This window comes from Variovorax sp. V118 (assembly GCF_041154445.1).
Lineage (GTDB): Bacteria > Pseudomonadota > Gammaproteobacteria > Burkholderiales > Burkholderiaceae_C > Variovorax > Variovorax boronicumulans.
In genome coordinates this window covers 6957966-6974638 of sequence record NZ_AP028663.1, presented here as the reverse complement: position 1 = coordinate 6974638, position 16673 = coordinate 6957966, and the positions used below count along the sequence as shown (strand labels likewise).

Below are 16673 nucleotides of genomic sequence, written 5' to 3'. Positions count from 1 at the left end.
GGCGGCGCGCGTGCTCACCGCCTCACCGGTTCTCGTCGGCCAAGCTCTGGGCGATGGACGGCGGCGCGCCCACGCCCGCCGGCTGGCCGAGCAGGCGCCCGCCCGAGCGCACGAAGTCTTCGAGCTGCGGGCGCAGGCTGGCGGGCACGGGCATCAGCTCGAGCCCCAGCACGCGCGCCATTTCGAGCAGCGTCGACAGGCGCGGATCAATCTGCCCGCTTTCGATGCGCTGCACCGTCATGCGCGACAGCCCGGCGCGCGTGGCCAGCGCCTCCTGGCTCAGGCCGCCGGCCTTGCGGGCTTTTTCGAGTTCTTCGGTCAGTTGGAGCATTGCAATGCGCTTTTATCGGAAATTGAGTAGCAATGCTATCTATATGGGGCGGTGGCGGCAATAAAAAAGCGACCCACAGGTCGCTTTCTTGTCCAATTGCGCACTGAAAGGCGCAATGCGTCGTTCAGCCGTTCAGCTCAACACCACGCTGCTCAGGCGGCGGCGGTACGTGGCCACCACCGGATCGTCCGGCGGAATCTGCCCGTCGGCGACCTTCACCTTCGGTGGCTCGATCACGTCGAGGATCGCGATGTAGGTCTTGCGCGCGAGGTCTTCGCTCCAGGTCTTGTCGCGCATGAGGATGTCGAGCAGCTCGTCCATCGCGTCGGTCCAGCGCTGGGCGGCCATCAGCAGGCGGGCGCGGTTGAAGCGGGCGTCGAAGTCGCGCTTGTTGGCCGCGATCTTGTCGTCGAAGTCGCCCAGCGTCGGCGCCGAGCCGGTGACGGGTGCGGCGAAATCGATGGCGTCCATCCAGCGCTGCAGCGAATCGAAGCGGCGCACCAGCGTGGTCTTGGCGATCACCGGCGCAAAGGCGACCTTGGCGTCGTCGGTGCGGCCTTCCTGCAGCAGCAGCTTGATGTAGTCGAAGCGCGCGTCGTCGTTGGCCGGGTCGGTGGCCACGGCGTTCTGCAGCTTCTCGAGCGCGCCCAGGGTGTCGCCCTCGGCCAGCGCTTCCTGCGCGGCGGCGCCTTCCGAAGCCGCTTCGGCCTCGTCCGCGCCCGGCACGTGCTTGTCGAGGAATTCGCGGATCTTCTCGGCCGGAATGGCGCCCACGAAGCCGTCCACCGGCTGGCCGTCCTTGAACATCACGCAGAACGGGATGCTGCGCACGCCGAACATCTCGGACAGCTGCGAGGAAATCTGCGGCACCTTGTCGGCGTCCAGCTTGGCCAGCGTGAAGCGGCCGGCGTACTCGGTTTCGAGCTTTTCGAGCACCGGGCCGAGCTGTTTGCAGGGGCCGCACCATTCGGCCCAGATGTCCAGCAGCACCGGCGTGGCGACCGAGCCTTCGATCAGCTCGGCCTGGAAATTTTCGAGAGTGATGTCGATCATCGGGAACAGCTGGGGGTGAAACGTAAAATTGAAACCATGAACGAAACCATTCAGGTCGGTGTAGTGATGGGCTCGAACTCCGATTGGGAGACGATGCGCCACGCGGTCGAGATTCTCCAGCAATTCGGAATCAGCCACGAAGCGAAGGTGGTCTCGGCCCACCGGATGCCCGATGCGCTGTTCGCGTACGCCGATAGCGCCGCCGGGCGCGGGCTCACGGCGATCATCGCCGGGGCGGGCGGCGCGGCCCACCTGCCGGGCATGCTGGCCTCCAAAACCACGGTGCCGGTGCTCGGCGTGCCGGTGGCCAGCCGCCACCTGCAGGGCGTCGATTCCCTCTACAGCATCGTGCAGATGCCCAAGGGCGTGCCCGTGGCCACCTTTGCCATCGGCACCGCCGGCGCGGCCAACGCGGCGCTGTTCGCCGTGGCCATGCTGGCGGTGAACAACCCGGCGCTGCGCGCCAAGCTCGACGCCTTCCGCACGGCCCAGACCGCCGCTGCCGAGGCCATGGTGCTGCCGCCGCCCGAAGCCGGCGCGGCGGTGTCGCCCTTCTCGCCGCAAGGCGGGGGTGCGCTGTGAGCACCGGCCATTCGGGCCATGCCGGCGATTTGCCCATCCTCCCGGGCGCCACGCTCGGCGTGCTCGGCGGCGGCCAGCTCGGGCGCATGTTCGCCCACGCGGCCCAGCGCATGGGCTACTTCACCGCGGTGCTCGACCCCGACGCCGACAGCCCCGCCGGCCGCGTGAGCCACCACCACATCCACACCGACTACGCCGACGTCGACGGCCTGGCCCGCCTGGCCGGCCTGGCCGACGCGGTGACGACCGAGTTCGAGAACGTGCCCGCGCCCTCGCTGGAGCACCTGGCGGTGGCGCGGCCGGTGTCGCCCGCCGCCTCGGCCATCGCCATCGCGCAGGACCGCATCGCCGAGAAGGCGCACTTCACGCGCTGCGGCGTGCCCTGCGCACCCTATGCCGTCATCGAGACGGCGGAGCAACTGGCCGCCGTCGATGACCAGCTGCTGCCCGGCATCCTCAAGACCGCCCGCCTGGGCTACGACGGCAAGGGCCAGCAGCGCGTGAAGACGCGCGCCGAGCTGGTCGAGGCCTGGCAGGCCGCCGGCTGCGTGCCCTGCGTGCTCGAGAAGATGCTGCCGCTCGAGTTCGAGTGCTCGGTGATCCTGGCGCGCGGCCGCGACGGCCAGATCGTGCACTTCCCGCCGCAGCGCAACCTGCACCGCGACGGCATCCTCGCCGTGACCGAGGTGCACCCGCAGAACATGCCCAAGACCGTGGCGCAGGGCGCGGTCAATTCCGCCAAGAGCATCGCCAGCGGCCTCGATTACGTGGGCGTGCTGTGCGTCGAGTTCTTCGCGCTGGCCGACGGCTCGCTGGTGGTGAATGAAATGGCACCGCGCCCGCACAACAGCGGCCACTACACGATGGAAGCCTGCGATGTGTCGCAGTTCGAGCTGCAGGTGCGCACCCTCGCCGGCCTGCCGCTGACCGCGCCGCGCCAGCACAGCCCCGCCGTCATGCTCAACCTGCTGGGCGACCTGTGGTTCCCGGGCGGCGAAGGCGACGGCGCCAAGCCTGTCGCACCGCGCTGGAGCGAGGTGCTCGCCCTGCCCGGTACCCACCTGCACCTGTACGGCAAGCTGGCGCCGCGCCGCGGCCGCAAGATGGGCCACCTGACCCTCACCGGCGCCACGCTCGAGAGCGTGCGCGCCAATGCCTCGCAGGCCGCGCTGCTGCTGGGCCTGCCGGCGCTCGCATGATCCTCGACGGCCACGCTCCCGACGCCATCGCCGAGGCCGCGCGCGTGCTGCGCGCCGGCGGGCTGGTCGCCTTCCCGACCGAGACCGTCTACGGCCTGGGCGCCGACGCCAGCAGCGACACCGCCGTCGCCGGCATCTTCGCGGCCAAGGGCCGGCCGGCCGACCATCCGCTGATCGTCCACGTGGCGGCGGGCGCCAAGGGCGCGCAGGCGCTGTCGCGCTTCGCCCAGCCGCTGCCGCCTTTTGCGCAGAAGCTCGTGCAGGCCTTCTGGCCCGGCCCGCTCACGCTGATCGTCACGCGCCAGCCCGGCGTGGGCACGGCGGCGGCCGGCGGGCAGGACACCATCGGCCTGCGCTGCCCCGCGCACCCGGTGGCGCAGGCGCTGCTCGAAGCCTGTGCCGAGCAGGGCGTGCCCGGCCTGGCGGGGCCCAGCGCCAACCGCTTCGGCCGCGTCAGCCCGACCACGGCGCAGCACGTGCACGACGAGTTCGGCGACGCGCTGCTCGTCGTCGACGGTGGCGCCTGCGAAGTGGGCATCGAATCGACCATCGTCGACTGCAGCCGCGGCGCGCCCGTGCTGCTGCGCCCGGGCCTCATCACGCGCGACCAGATCGAGGCCGCCGTCGGCGAGCCGCTGCGCGACCGCGAGGTGCTCGACACGCCCGACCCGCGCGCCTCGGGCACGCTGGAGGCGCACTACGCGCCCGACGCCAAGGTGCGGCTGATGGACCCCAAGGCCATCCAGACCGGCCTCGACGTGCTCGGCGCCAACGCCGCGCACATCGCCGTGTGGACGCGCAGCAACGTGCGCAGCCGCTCGCAGCGCGTGCTGCTGCGGCGCATGCCCGACGACGCAGCAGCCACCGCGCAGCAGCTGTTCGCGGTGCTGCGCGAGTTCGACGCGCAGGGCGTGAAGCTGATCTGGGTCGAGACGCCGCCCGACACGCCCGAGTGGGAAGGCGTGAAAGACCGCTTGCAGCGCGCTGCAGCGGCCTGATCCACATCTGGTCGGCTGCTGCGGGGCTCAGCCCCCGGCCGCCAGCACCCCCTGGAAGAACCCGCGCGCTGCCGCCAGGCAGAACGGTGGCGCCAGCGTGCCGTGGTAGGCCGCGGTCACGGCGCGCGCCTTGTCGGTGGCGCTGCCCGGCGTGCTCTGTGCCAGCAGGTCCTTGGCCTGCGCGAAGCCGGCGCGTGCCGCCGAATAGCTGTCGGTGGTGCCGCGGTCTTCCAGGTCGACCACCGCGAGCGCGGCGGCCGGCATGCCCTTGGCACGGAAGTAGCCGGCCGTGGCGCGCGTGCTCAGGAAGTTCACGGTCGGGTCGTTCGCGCCGCTGCACAGCAGCATCGGCTTGGTCGGCACCCAGTTGCGCAGGTCGTTGGCGATCGCCGCCTTGCGGAAGCCCGTGGCGGGCTTGCAGTCCAGCGGCGAGGCCGAGCCGAGCGACGCGGCCGTGGCCGGCAGCGCGTTGCCGGGGCAGGGGGCCGACTGGATGTCGGTGGCCGCCTGCGTGAGGAAGCTCTGCTTGATGAGGTTGTTGGCGCCGTAGAAGATCGCCAGCTCGGGGCTCACCGGGCCCGGCTTGCCGTCGGCCGGGAACAGCGCCAGCTGCGGCAGCTTGCCGCTGGAGAACAGCGTGCCCGGCGTGAGGGTGGGCAGCAGGGTGTCGATGCCGGTGGCGTACTGCGCCTCGTAGACGTCGCTGGTGCTGGTGTAGACGTTGCCGAACTGCTGCTGCCAGCTGGTCGACAGCAGCGGCACGAACAGCGTGGCGCCCAGCGCCGGCCAGCCCAGGTAGGTGTAGTCGGTCAAGAGGCTGATGGCCGAGGGCGCGGCCAGCGGGGCCGAGGCCGTCACGGTCTTGCCGGTGGCCTGCATCTCGCGGTGCGCGGCCATCGCCACGTAGCCGCCCTGCGAATAGCCGGTGATGAACAGCGAGCCGGCGTCGTTCGCGCCGATGTCCGAGAAGGTCTTGCGCGCCGCGGTGAGCGCATCGACCATGTCCTTGCCCTGCTGCTCGCCGTTGAGGTAGGGGTGGTAGGGCAGCGTCGACTTGTCGTAGCCCGCGTAGTTGGGCGCCACCACGATGTAGCCCTGCGCCGCGAACATGGCGGCCACCATCAGGCCCTCGCCGGCGGCCGGCTGGGTGGTGTCGGTCCACTTGGCGAGGTTGTAGTTGCGCGCCGGCGTGGTGCCGTGCGCGTACAGCACCACGGGGCGCGCGCCGCTGCAGGCCACGTCGGAACCCGAGGGCACCATGATCGCGGCGGTGGCGTTGGTGGCTTCGTTCTTGCCGCCGACGGTGCGGTACTCGAGATAACGCATGTCGACGCCGCACTTGGGCGCGCCGGTGACCTGCAGCAGCGCCTTGCCCTGGTCGGAGGCCTGCAGGCTGGCCCTGAACTGGTCGGCCGTGAGCTTGGTGCCCTGCTCGGGCGGGCTGGTGACGACCGAGCCGCGCCCGGTGTCGCTGCCGCCGCCCGGTGGCGGAAAGCCGATGCCGATGCCGCCCCCACCGCCGCCCCCGCCGCAGGCGGCGAGCAGCAACGTGGCGCCGGCGAGCGTCGCCGCGGCGGTGACCCGGCGGACCGGGAAGGACGAGGGCTGTGAATGCCGTGGGTGCTGCAAGGTCAAGACGCGTCTCCTGGATAGGTATCGAAAACGAACGAGCGTCCGATTCTGGGCAGCGCCATGGCCGCGCGCAAGCAGCGTTTGCGAGCAGAACCTATTCAGTAGCGGGGCGGCTCGGGCCCCGTCCGATTCACTGGTCCTGCGCGGTCCAGTCGATCAGCGCGTCGAAGGCGGCGCGCGCGGCGCCGGCGTTCTCGCCGTTGGCGATGGCCACCAGCACGTAGCGCCGGCCGCTTGCGCCGTGCACGTAGCCGGCCACGCCCGAGGCGTCGCGCAGCGTGCCGGTCTTCAGGTGCGCCGCGCCGCCCGAGCGCAGCGTGCGCCGCTTCAGCGTGCCGTCCACGCCCATCGCGGGCAGCGAGGCCACCAGTTCGGGCATCACGGGCGAGCGCCACGCCACCTGCAGCATCTTGCCAAGCGCGGCGGCGCTGATGCGCTCGTCGCGCGACAGGCCCGAGCCGTTCTCGAACACCGGCGACGCCTCGCCGGTGCCGATGCGCTCGCGCCACCACTGGCCCAGCGCGCTGCGCGAGGCCTCGAAGGTGCCGCGCTGCTTCTGCGTGAGGCCCAGCGTGAGGAACACCTGCTGCGCCATCACGTTGTTGCTGTACTTGTTGATGTCGCGCACCACCTCGGCCAGCGGCGGCGATTCGAAGTCGAAGGCCGGCTTCAGGCCCGCGGGCACGCGGCCCTCGCGCATCTGGCCGCCCACGCGCCCGCCCATCTCGGCCCACATGCCGCCGATGGCGCGCAGGCTGTAGGTGCGCGGGTCGGCGTAGGCCACGGCCCAGCTCTTCTCGCCGCAGCCGGTGGGAAAGCCGCCGTTGAAGCGGATGCGGTTCACGTCGCTGAAGTCGGGCTTGAGCGCGCCGCGCCAGTCGCCGCATTCGCCGGGCGCCAGCGGCACCGTGGGCGGCATCGCCACGCTGGCCAGCGGGGGCTCGTAGCTCACGCGCGCGTACTGGCCGGCGCGGTCGGGCGCGAAGGTCATGTTGATCGACTTGAAGTTCACCAGCAGCGCGTCGGGCGAGGCGTTGTAGGGGCGCAGCGGCTCGCCGTCGAAGGCGGCCGGGTCGTTCTCGACCGTGGTCTCGAAGGCGCTGCGGTCGATCACGATGTCGCCGCTCACGGTGGTGATGCCCAGGCCCTGCACGTGGCGCAGCAGCAGCCACACGCGCTCCAGCACCAGCTTGGGGTCGCCCTGGCCCTTGATGTAGAGGTTGCCGTTGAGCACGCCGTTGGCCACCGAACCCTCGACGTAGACCGGCGTGCTCCAGCTGTAGGCCGGGCCGAGCAGGTCGAGCGCCGCGTAGGTGGTCACCAGCTTCATGATCGAGGCCGGGTTCACCGGCACCTGCGAGCGCCAGGCCAGGCGCGGCGCGCGGCCCGCGTCGGCATCGGCCACGAGCAGGGTCACGGCCTCGCGCGACACCTTGGCGCGCGCGAGGGCGGCATCGACCTGGGGCGGAAGGGCTTGCTGGGCGAGGGCGCCGGCCGGGGCCAGCAGGGCGAGGGTCAGCGCGAAGGTCTGCGCACGGCGGGAGGCAAAAGGCATCCGCGGATTATCCCGGCGGGAACACGTGCAGCTTCGCGTGGTACAGCAGCATGATCGTCTTGGCGTCGGCGATGCGGCCGTCGGCCACCATGGCCAGCGCCTCGTCGATGCCCAGCTCGAGCACCTCGATGTCCTCGCCCTCCTCCGCCAGCCCGCCGCCCGCGCCGACGCGCATCGAGGCCTCGTAGGGCGCGACGAAGAAATGCAGCTTCTCGGTCACCGAGCCCGGGCTCATGAAGCTCTCGAACACCTTCTGCACGGTGCCGAGCCGGTAGCCCAGTTCTTCTTCGACCTCGGCGCGGATGCGCGCCTCGGGCGCGGCGTTGTCGAGCAGGCCCGCAGCCGCCTCGATCAGCAGATCGTCGTGGCCGTTGACGAAAGCCGGGTAGCGGAACTGCCGCGTGAGCAGCACGGTGCGCTGCCCGAGGTGGTAGGGCAGCAGAGTGGCGCCGTTGCCACGGTCGTAGGTCTCGCGGTGCATGCGCTGCCACTCGCCGTCGTTGCGCCGCCAGTCGAAGGCGGTGGTGCGCAGCGTGTACCAGTTGTCGGACAGAAGGGTGACTTCGTGCACCCGGACGCGGTCATGGAGGGTCATGGCGGCGAGCATAGAACCGAGTTCGTGCAATATCAAGAAGATTCGTGCAATAACGTGCAAACCCGTTACCATCGGCCCATGCTCACCGGCCCACGCAAACAACACATCCTCTCGGTCCTGCGGCGCGACGGCCAGGTCGTCGCCAAGGCGCTCAGCGAGGAACTGGCCCTGTCCGAAGACACCATCCGCCGCGACCTGCGCGAGCTCGCGGCCGAAGGGCTGCTGCAGCGCGTGCACGGCGGCGCGCTGCCGGTCGCGGCGGCCGAGGCCGACTTCAGCGGGCGCCAGCAGCTCGCGCCCGACGAGAAAGTGGCCATCGGCCGCGCCGCCGCGCGCCTCGTGAAGCCGGGGCAGGTGGTGTTCATCGACGGCGGCACCACGGCCGTGCAGCTGGCGCGCCACCTGCCGCTCGCGCTGCAGGCCACGGTGGTCACGCACAGCCCGTCGGTGGCGGTCGAGCTGGCGGCGCACGCCGGCATCGAGGTGGTGCTGATCGGCGGGCGCCTCTTCAGGCATTCGATGGTGGCGGTCGGCGCGGCGGCCATGGCGGCCATTTCGCGCATCCATGCCGACACCTACTTCATGGGCGCCACCGGCGTGCACGCCGAGGCGGGCCTGACCACGGGCGATGCGGAAGAGGCCGAGATCAAGCGCGCGCTGATGGCCGCGGCGGCCGAGACCGTCGTGCTGGCCTCGTCCGAAAAGCTCGGGGCCGCGTCGGCGTGGGTGGTCAGTCCGCTGGCGGACGCGACGCAGCTGCTGGTGGCGCCGCAGGCCCCCGAGCAGGCGCTGGCGCCGCTGCGCGCGGCCGGGCTGGCGATCCTGCGCGCCGACGAGGCCGGCTGATTCGCCCCGCCCCTGCGCGGCTGGGGCCTGCCCTCGATAATGGCGGGATGCCCGCCGCGCCCCCGCAGACCTCCCCGCCCCTCCTGTCTCCCCGCATGCTCGGCATCGGCGCGGCCGTGGTCACCGTCGTGGTCTGGACCGCCTTCATCCTCATCGCGCGCGCCTCGGCCGCGCGCTCGCTCACGCCCTTCGACCTGGCCTTTGCGCGCATGTGCGGCGCCAGCCTGGTGCTGGTGCCCTGGGGCGCGTGGCTGGCGACCAAGCACCGCGGCGCCGTGTCCTCGTTCTTCGGCCTGTCGCCGCTGTCGCTGCGCGTGACCGCCACCGCCGGCATCTTCGGCGGCGTGGCCTACGCCCTCATCGCCTATAGCGGCTTCTTCTTTGCGCCGGCCGGCCATGCTGCCGTGCTGATGCCCGGCAGCCTGCCGCTGTGGACCACGCTGCTGGCCGCGCTGGTGCTGCGCGACCGCATCACGCCCACGCGCGCCATCGGGCTGGCGATGATCGTCGCGGGCGACCTCGTGGTTGGCGGGCGCAGCCTGCTGCATGCCTTCGAGGGCGGCGAGGTCTGGAAGGGCGACCTGATGTTCATGGGCGCCGCCTTCTGCTGGGCCTGCTACAGCGTGGTGGCGCGCCGCCACGGCCTGGACGCGGTGCGCGCGACCATCGCCATCACCGTGTTCGCGCTCATGACCTATGTGCCGGTCTACACCTTGCTGGTGGCTTCGGGCGCGGTCGTGAGCCACATCGGCAGCGCGCCGTGGGGCGAGGTCGCGTTCCAGATGGCCTTCCAGGGCGTCGGCTCGGTGGTGATCTCGGGCATCACCTTCACGAAGATGATCCAGCACTTCGGCCCCGTGCGCACCACCATGATCACGGCGCTGGTGCCGGGCCTGTCGGCCTTCGGCGCGGTGCTGTGGCTGGACGAACCCATGCACTGGAGCCTGGTCGCCGGTCTTGCGCTGGTGACGGCCGGCATCCTGTTCGGCGTGCGCGCGGCGGCCGTGCGCGTGGCGCCGGTCTGCCCGACGCCGTGCCCGGCGGGAATGGGACGTCCCAATGTCTGACAAGCTGCTGGCCTTCGACACGAGCACCGAGCACCTGTCGGTCGCGGTGCGCCACGGCGACCGCGTGCTGGCGCACAGCGGCGTGGGCGGCGCGCAGGCGTCGAGCACGCTGCTGCCATTGATTCGCGAACTGCTCGCCGACGCGGGGCTCACGCTGGCCGAGCTCGACGCCATCGTCTTCGGGCGCGGCCCGGGCTCCTTCACCGGCCTGCGCACCGCCTGTTCGGTGGCGCAGGGCCTGGCCTTCGGCGCCAAGGTGCCGCTGTTGCCGGTCGACACCCTGCTGGCCGTGGCCGACGAGGCGCGCCATGCCTTCGGTGCGCAGCGCGTGGTGGCCGCGCTCGACGCGCGCATGGACCAGCTCTACGCCGCGCACTACGACTTCGCCTCCGCCGGCCCATTCGGCGGCGACCCCGAGCCGCTGCTGCTCGCCCCCGAGGCGCTCGAGGTGCCGGCCGGCTGGGCGCTGGCCGGCAATGCCTTCACCGCCTACGGCCCGCGCCTGGCGGCCGCTACGGCCCGCCACGAAGTGCTGCCCACGGCCGCCGCCATGCTGCGGCTGGCGCCCGCGCTGCTCGCGGCCGGCCGCACCGTGCCCGCCGCGCAGGCCTGGCCGCTGTACGTTCGCGATAAAGTGGCGCAAACCACCGAGGAACGCGCCGCCATCAAGGCGGCGGCCGCCGTTCCGCCGAACCCCGCATGAGCGCCGTCCTCCAGTCCGTCGAAGCCCGTCTTGAACCGCTCACCGTCGAGCGGATCGATGCCGTGTGCGCGGTCGAGCAGACGGCCTACACGCACCCCTGGACGCGCGCCAACTTCACCGATTCCATGGCCGTGGGCTACCACTGCCAGTGCCTGCTGGCGCCCGGCGTGGCGCCGGGTGTCGAGTCGCCCTGCACGAGCCTGGGCGAAACGCTGATCGGCTACTTCGTCGCCATGAAGGGCGTGGACGAGGTGCACCTGCTCAACATCACCGTGGCGCCGGCTTTCCAGCGCCAGGGCTGGGCGCCGCTCATGCTCGAGGCGCTGGCCGGCTGGTCGCGTGGCGAGGGCGCGCTGTGGCTGTGGCTCGAGGTGCGCGAAAGCAACCGGCGCGCGCTCGACATCTACCTGCGGCAAGGCTTTCGCAGCGTCGGCGTGCGCAAGGGCTACTACCCGGCGTTCGACGGCAAGCGTGAAGACGCGGTCGTCATGAGCATGCGCCTCAACGAAACAGGCTCCGCCTGGGGAGCTTTGCGATGACGGACACCGCAGTCCACACCCTGCGCCTGGACGCGCGCCAGCGCGCCATGCTCGACGAGATGGGCGTGAAGGTCTGGTGGCCCGTGCCGCCGGAACCCGAGATCGAAGTCGAAGCCGAGCCGCAGGCCCCCGTGGCCGCTGATTCCGGCATGCCCGACATGCCCGAAGGCCCGCCGCTGGAGCTCGACGATCGCGACCAGTCGTACGACGCGCCGCCTCCGCGCCCGGCACCGGCACCTGTTGCCCGCCCCGTGGCTGCGCCGGCACCGCGTCCCGTGGCGGCACCGCCCGTCGCGCAAGGCGCCGCCGTGCTGGTCGAAGCACCCTGCCGCCTGTACGCCGACAAGGCCGATGCCGCGGCGCCGGTGCAGGGCGGCTGGCTGGTCGTGGCCGACATGCCGCCCGAGGCCGACGGCCGCCACGGCGAGCCCTTCGCGGGCGACGCCGGCCGCCTGCTCGACAACATGCTGCGCGCGCTGAAGCTGCACGACGGCCGCACGCCCGTGCACCTGATGCGCACGCACCGCGGCGTGGCCGCCGGCCAGCCCGGCAGCCCGCAGCCGATCGACGCCGCCTTCGACGCCCATGCGGCGGCGCTGGCGCCAAGCATCGTGCTGGCGATGGGCCCACTGGCCGCGCAGAGCCTCATGCAAAGCCGCGATCCGCTCGGCAAGTTGCGCGGTCGCGCCGTGCCGCTGGCGTCGGCGTCGGCGAACGGCGTGCCGGTGGTGGCCACCTACCACCCCGCCTACCTGCTGCGCAACCCGGCCGACAAGGCCCGCGCCTGGGCCGACCTGTGCCTGGCGGCAGAGCAGGCCACCCCTACGGCCTGAGAGCGGCGGGCGGGGTCCGTAAAATCGGGCCCCATGACTTTCCTCGACAAGCTGGCCGCTGCACAGCAAACCAACGGTTCGTTGCTCTGCGTGGGCCTCGACCCGGAGCCAGCCAAATTCCCGGGGGCGTACAAGGGCGACGCCAGCCGCATCTATGACTTCTGCGCGCGCATCGTCGACGCGACGGCCGACCTGGTCATCGCCTTCAAGCCCCAGATCGCCTACTTCGCGGCCCACCGCGCCGAAGACCAGCTCGAACGCCTGATGGAGCACATGCGCCGCAACGCGCCCCATGTGCCCACCATCCTGGACGCCAAGCGCGGCGACATCGGCTCCACCGCCGAGCAGTACGCGCTCGAAGCCTTCGAGCGCTACGGCGCCGACGCCGTGACCCTGTCGCCCTTCATGGGCTTCGACTCGGTCGCGCCGTATCTCCAGTACGAAGGCAAGGGCGCCTTCCTGCTGTGCCGCACCAGCAACCCCGGCGGTTCCGACCTGCAGGGCCAGCGGCTGGCCAGCGTCGAGGGCCAGCCCTTCCTGTACGAGCACGTCGCCCGCCTGGCGCAGGGCCCGTGGAACCTCAACGGCCAGCTCGGCCTCGTGGTGGGCGCGACCTACCCGGCCGAGATCGAGCGCGTGCGCGAACTCGCGCCGACGGTGCCGCTGCTGATCCCGGGCGTCGGTGCCCAGGGCGGCGACGCGGTCGCCACCGTGCGCGCCGGCTGGCGCGCCGACGCGCCGATCATCGTGAACTCGTCGCGGGCGATCATCTACGCCTCGTCGGGCGAAGACTTCGCGGACGCGGCGAAGAACGCCGCGCGCACCACGCGCGACGCATTGGAAGCAGCGAAGCCCTGACGGGCCTTCAGTTCCGCCGCAGGCGGGTGAAGAGCTCGAACTCCCAGTTGCGCATGCCAAGGAGCAGGGTGTAGCCCTCGCGGTCCTTGGCCGACAGCTTCTGGTCGGTCTGGTGCTGCTGCGCGAAATCTTGCGCCACGCGCTGCAGCCGCTCCATGAAGGCGGGCGCCAGCGACCGGCTGATCGAGCCGTGCACCAGCAGCAGCCCTTCGGCCGGGCCGTCGAAACCGCCCTTGTAGTAGTCGAGCACCACGTTCTCGCGGAAGAACTCCATCACCGGGCCGTGCGGGCGCCAGCGGAAGGTTTTCGCGAGCTTCAGGCGATACCGGTTGAGCGGGCGCAGCTCGATGATGCCGATGCGGTCCAGCTGCGCCAGGCAGCCGATGCACTCGGCCTCGGTGATCCGGTACGACGACACGATCTGCTCCAGCGTCCACTGGCTCAGCACGCTGATCGCCACCAGCAGCAGCTTCTTGTCCTTGACCACGGCCTTTTCCTGCTCGTGGGTCAGCTCCTTCAGCAGCGGCTGGGCGTCGGCCACGCGCCGCGCCAGCTCGGCGAAATCGATCTTCAGGGCGCGGCAGATCGCATCGACGCGCGACAGCGGCATGTCGCTCTTGGCCAGCATGCGCTTGACGCTGGACTCCGCCATGTCCAGCGACCGGGCCAGGTCGGCATACGTCATGCGGGCGCTTTTGAGTTCGTTCTTGAGGGCCTGGACCAGGTCGACGGTGGTGCTCATGAAGGGAGGGTACGGGTTGAAGGTATAGAAAAAGGATACCGAAGGGAGTGAAATAGTGCCTCGTATCGATTCTCGATGCCTGGGGGAGGGCTGGCAACTAGATTCCACCCGCCAGCCACCACCCCACCGAGGAACGCCATGCTTCTGCCCACCCTGACACGCCGCGAACGCGGACTGTTGTTCACCTTCGCGCTGCTCTTGCTGATCGCCTTCTTCGGCCCGGCGCTGCCGGCCGCCGACGTGGCGATCGCCTCCGTGTTCGCCGACAACCGGCCGCTGTTCCACCTGCCCAACGCGATGGACGTGCTGAGCAACCTGCCGTTCCTGGCGATCGGCTGCCTGGGGCTGTACCGGCTCAACCGCATCGACCGTTCGCACCAGGAAGCGCTGGCCGGGTTCCCGCTGGCGCCGCCCGCGAACGACCCGCCGGACAACACGCTGGACTGCGCCTGGCTGTTCTTCGCCGGCCTGATCGCCACCGCCGCCGGTTCGGCCTTCTATCACCTGATGCCCGACGCGCCCCGCCTCGCCGCCGACCGCGCCGGCATGGCCGTGGCCTTCGCGGGCCTGATCGGCATCGCGGTCTGCGAACGCGTCAGCCAGCGCGCCGGCTGGCCGGCCGCCTGGTTCGTGCTCACGGCCGGCCTGCTGGCGGCCGAGGTCTGCCAGGAAACCGGCAACGTGCTGCCCTGGGCGCTGGTGCAGTTCGGCGGCATGGCGGTGGTGCTCACGCTGGCGCTGGCCACGCCGATGCGCGGCGCCGTCGGGCTCAAGCTGGGCTGGGTGATCGCGTTCTATGTGGTGGCCAAGGCCTTCGAATTGGGCGACCACGCCATCTACGAAGCCACCGGCCACCTCGTGTCGGGCCACACGCTCAAGCACCTGGTGGCGTCGCTGGCCGGCCTGCCTGTGCTGATGGCGCTGTACCGCCTCGAAAAGGGCTGGCGCGCGACGCTGCTGCGGCACAATCCCGACCCTGCCGCGATCGCGGCATGACGCGGCCTGACCACGGAACGCCCGTGGCGCAGCGGTAGAAGACAAAGAGGAGATTGCATCGCATGACAACCCCCGCCGCCGCCGCGACTGCGCCCGTGGTGCATGAGCCCAACGCCCACGCGAACCAGTTCGCCCTGCTCGGCCAGCGGCGCTTCGCGCCCTTCTTCTGGACCCAGTTCGCGGGCGCCGCGAACGACAACCTCTTCAAGTTCGCCTTCACCGTCATGGTGACCTACCAGCTGCAACTGAGCTGGATGCCGCCCGCGATGGCGGGGCTGGTGATCGGCGCGCTGTTCATCCTGCCCTTCTTGCTGTTCTCGGCCACGGCCGGGCAGCTGACCGACAAGTTCGACAAGACGAAGATGATCCGCTTCGTCAAGAACCTCGAGATCGCGATCATGGTGATCGCCGCCTGGGGTTTCGTGCGCGCCGACGCGGTGGTGCTGCTGGGCTGCGTGTTCCTCATGGGGCTGCACTCCACGCTGTTCGGGCCCGTCAAGTTCGCCTACCTGCCGCAGGTGCTCGATTCGCGCGAGCTCACGGGCGGCAACGGCATGGTCGAGATGGGCACCTTCGTCGCCATCCTGCTGGGCCAGGTGGCGGGCGGGCTGCTGGTGGCGATGCCGCAGATCGGCCACACCACGGTGGCCGTGGCCTGCCTGCTGCTGGCGCTGGTGGGGCGCGGCGTGGCGCAGGCCATTCCGCCCGCGCCGGCCACCGACCCCAGTCTGGTCATCAACTGGAACCCCTTCAGCGAAACCTGGCGCAACCTGATGCTGGCGCGCGAGAACATCGTGGTGTTCCGCTCGCTGCTGGGCATCTCGTGGATGTGGTTCTTCGGCGCAGTGTTCCTGAGCCAGTTCCCCAGCTTCGCGAAGGAGGTGCTGCACGGCGACGAGCAGGTGGCGTCGCTGCTCTTGGTGGTGTTCTCGGTGGGCATCGGCGTGGGCTCGCTGCTGTGCGAGACGCTGAGCCGCCGGCAGGTCGAGATCGGCCTCGTGCCGCTGGGCGCCATCGGCATGAGCGTGTTCGCCATCGACCTGTACTTTGCCTCGCGGGCCTTGCCGCCTTCGGCCGGCATGGGCCTGGGCGCTTTCGTCCACCAGGCCGCGCACTGGCGCGTGATGGCCGACCTCGCGCTGCTGTCGCTCTTCGCGGGCCTGTACAGCGTGCCGATGTACGCGCTGATCCAGCTGCGCAGCCAGCCCACGCACCGCGCGCGGATCATCGCGGCGAACAACATCCTCAACGCGCTCTTCATGATCGGCAGCTCGGTGCTGGCCGGTGCGCTGCTGGGCGCGGGCTTCACCATCCCGCAGATCTTCCTGTTCACCGGCATCGCCAACGCGGTGGTGGCGTTCTACATCTTCATGCTGGTGCCCGAGTACCTGCTGCGCTTCGTGGCCTGGGTGCTGTCGCGCTTCGTGTACCGCTTCGACATCAAGGACGATCAGCACATTCCCACCGAGGGCGCCGCCGTGCTGGTGTGCAACCACGTGAGCTTCATCGACGCGGTGCTGCTGATGGCCGCAAGCCCGCGCCCGATCCGCTTCATCATGGACCACCGCATCTTCAAGGTGCCGGTGCTCGGCTGGCTGTTCAAGCTGGCCAAGGCCATCCCGATCGCGCCGCAGAAGGAAGACCCGGCCGCGTACGAGGCGGCCTTTGCCAAGGCCGTCGGCGTGCTGCGCGAGGGCGACCTGCTCGCGATCTTCCCCGAAGGCGCGATCACGCGCGACGGCGAGCTGCAGCCCTTCAAGGGCGGCGTGATGAAGATTCTCGAAGGCGCGCGCGCCGAAGGCATCGAGCCCCCGGTGATTCCGATGGCGCTGACCAACCTCTGGGGCTCGTACTTCAGCCGCATCGAGCTGCGCGGCGGCCAGCAGGTCGCCATGGCCAAGCCCTTCCGCCGCGGCCTCTTCAGCCGCGTGGGCCTGCGCGTGGGGCACCCCGTGGCGCCGCAGGAGGTGCAGCCCGAGACGCTGCGCCAGCGCGTGGCCGGCCTGCTGGCCTCCTGAGGCGCGCACTCCAAAGTATCTCTTCGGGATACTGCGGGACGCCGGGATCGCAACTGGTTGAAGTATTCGAGCCCCGCGGCGTGAAGGCGAACCATCATTCGCTCACCTTCACTGCGCCGCGAGGCC

Annotated in this window: 17 protein-coding genes; 11 read left to right on the top strand and 6 right to left on the bottom strand. The window is 70.8% G+C overall.

The annotated features are described in order from the left end of the window. Window positions 1-22: 22 nt before the first annotated feature. Window positions 23-331, bottom strand: a complete 309-nt coding sequence (locus ACAM52_RS32590) for a helix-turn-helix domain-containing protein (protein WP_062481916.1) — start codon at window positions 329-331, stop codon at window positions 23-25. Window positions 332-463: 132 nt separating this feature from the next. Beyond that, window positions 464-1384, bottom strand: coding sequence for a tetratricopeptide repeat protein (locus tag ACAM52_RS32585; protein WP_369645592.1), 921 nt, complete (start codon window positions 1382-1384; stop codon window positions 464-466). A gap of 36 nt (window positions 1385-1420) precedes the next feature. Between ACAM52_RS32585 and purE the strand changes: the two genes are divergently transcribed. Genes purE through ACAM52_RS32570 form a run of 3 tightly spaced genes read left to right on the top strand, consistent with a single transcriptional unit; the run spans window position 1421 to window position 4163 of the window. Then, window positions 1421-1966: a 5-(carboxyamino)imidazole ribonucleotide mutase gene (gene purE, locus ACAM52_RS32580; protein WP_369645591.1), complete on the top strand. Its 546-nt coding sequence runs from the start codon at window positions 1421-1423 to the stop codon at window positions 1964-1966. Further along, window positions 1963-3165, top strand: coding sequence for a 5-(carboxyamino)imidazole ribonucleotide synthase (locus ACAM52_RS32575; protein WP_354348075.1), 1203 nt, complete (start codon window positions 1963-1965; stop codon window positions 3163-3165). Before purE ends, ACAM52_RS32575 begins: the two co-directional genes overlap by 4 nt. After that, complete coding sequence (locus ACAM52_RS32570) at window positions 3162-4163, top strand: L-threonylcarbamoyladenylate synthase (RefSeq protein ID WP_062481928.1); 1002 nt, start codon at window positions 3162-3164, stop codon at window positions 4161-4163. Before ACAM52_RS32575 ends, ACAM52_RS32570 begins: the two co-directional genes overlap by 4 nt. A 27-nt stretch (window positions 4164-4190) precedes the next feature. Here the strand turns inward: ACAM52_RS32570 and ACAM52_RS32565 are convergent, their stop codons facing one another. From ACAM52_RS32565 to ACAM52_RS32555, 3 genes are all read right to left on the bottom strand, one after another. Next, complete coding sequence (locus ACAM52_RS32565) at window positions 4191-5792, bottom strand: alpha/beta hydrolase family protein (protein WP_369647812.1); 1602 nt, start codon at window positions 5790-5792, stop codon at window positions 4191-4193. 133 nt (window positions 5793-5925) lie between these two features. Next, window positions 5926-7350 carry a D-alanyl-D-alanine carboxypeptidase/D-alanyl-D-alanine-endopeptidase gene (dacB, locus tag ACAM52_RS32560; RefSeq protein ID WP_369645590.1) on the bottom strand — a complete coding sequence of 475 codons (1425 nt, stop codon included), beginning with the start codon at window positions 7348-7350 and terminating at the stop codon, window positions 5926-5928. A 7-nt stretch (window positions 7351-7357) separates the two neighbouring features. After that, window positions 7358-7945, bottom strand: a complete 588-nt coding sequence (locus ACAM52_RS32555; RefSeq protein WP_369645589.1) for a GDP-mannose pyrophosphatase — start codon at window positions 7943-7945, stop codon at window positions 7358-7360. Between the two features lie 78 nt (window positions 7946-8023). On the opposite strand from ACAM52_RS32555, the gene ACAM52_RS32550 reads away from it, so the two are divergent. Genes ACAM52_RS32550 through pyrF form a run of 6 tightly spaced genes read left to right on the top strand, consistent with a single transcriptional unit; the run spans window position 8024 to window position 12791 of the window. Then, complete coding sequence (locus tag ACAM52_RS32550; RefSeq protein WP_369645588.1) at window positions 8024-8791, top strand: DeoR/GlpR family DNA-binding transcription regulator; 768 nt, start codon at window positions 8024-8026, stop codon at window positions 8789-8791. A 47-nt stretch (window positions 8792-8838) separates the two neighbouring features. Continuing rightward, window positions 8839-9858, top strand: a complete 1020-nt coding sequence (locus tag ACAM52_RS32545; protein WP_159274096.1) for a DMT family transporter — start codon at window positions 8839-8841, stop codon at window positions 9856-9858. After that, complete coding sequence (tsaB, locus tag ACAM52_RS32540) at window positions 9851-10561, top strand: tRNA (adenosine(37)-N6)-threonylcarbamoyltransferase complex dimerization subunit type 1 TsaB (RefSeq protein ID WP_369645587.1); 711 nt, start codon at window positions 9851-9853, stop codon at window positions 10559-10561. The genes ACAM52_RS32545 and tsaB overlap by 8 nt, the downstream gene beginning before the upstream one ends. Then, a complete protein-coding gene (gene rimI, locus ACAM52_RS32535) occupies window positions 10558-11100 on the top strand; it encodes a ribosomal protein S18-alanine N-acetyltransferase (protein ID WP_062483095.1) in 543 nt (180 codons plus the stop codon). The genes tsaB and rimI overlap by 4 nt, the downstream gene beginning before the upstream one ends. Continuing rightward, on the top strand, window positions 11097-11933 hold the full coding sequence (locus ACAM52_RS32530) for a uracil-DNA glycosylase family protein (RefSeq protein ID WP_369645586.1): 837 nt from the start codon (window positions 11097-11099) through the stop codon (window positions 11931-11933). The genes rimI and ACAM52_RS32530 overlap by 4 nt, the downstream gene beginning before the upstream one ends. Window positions 11934-11966: 33 nt before the next feature. Continuing rightward, on the top strand, window positions 11967-12791 hold the full coding sequence (pyrF, locus tag ACAM52_RS32525; RefSeq protein ID WP_062477481.1) for an orotidine-5'-phosphate decarboxylase: 825 nt from the start codon (window positions 11967-11969) through the stop codon (window positions 12789-12791). 7 nt (window positions 12792-12798) lie between these two features. Here pyrF and ACAM52_RS32520 read toward each other — a convergent pair whose 3' ends face one another. Further along, window positions 12799-13533, bottom strand: a complete 735-nt coding sequence (locus ACAM52_RS32520) for a helix-turn-helix transcriptional regulator (protein WP_062477478.1) — start codon at window positions 13531-13533, stop codon at window positions 12799-12801. A gap of 138 nt (window positions 13534-13671) precedes the next feature. Between ACAM52_RS32520 and ACAM52_RS32515 the strand changes: the two genes are divergently transcribed. Both ACAM52_RS32515 and ACAM52_RS32510 read left to right on the top strand, forming a co-directional pair. Beyond that, window positions 13672-14529 carry a hypothetical protein gene (locus ACAM52_RS32515; RefSeq protein ID WP_095747243.1) on the top strand — a complete coding sequence of 286 codons (858 nt, stop codon included), beginning with the start codon at window positions 13672-13674 and terminating at the stop codon, window positions 14527-14529. Window positions 14530-14591: 62 nt separating this feature from the next. Next, window positions 14592-16547, top strand: coding sequence for an MFS transporter (locus tag ACAM52_RS32510; RefSeq protein WP_369645585.1), 1956 nt, complete (start codon window positions 14592-14594; stop codon window positions 16545-16547). The last annotated feature ends 126 nt before the right edge of the window (window positions 16548-16673 follow it).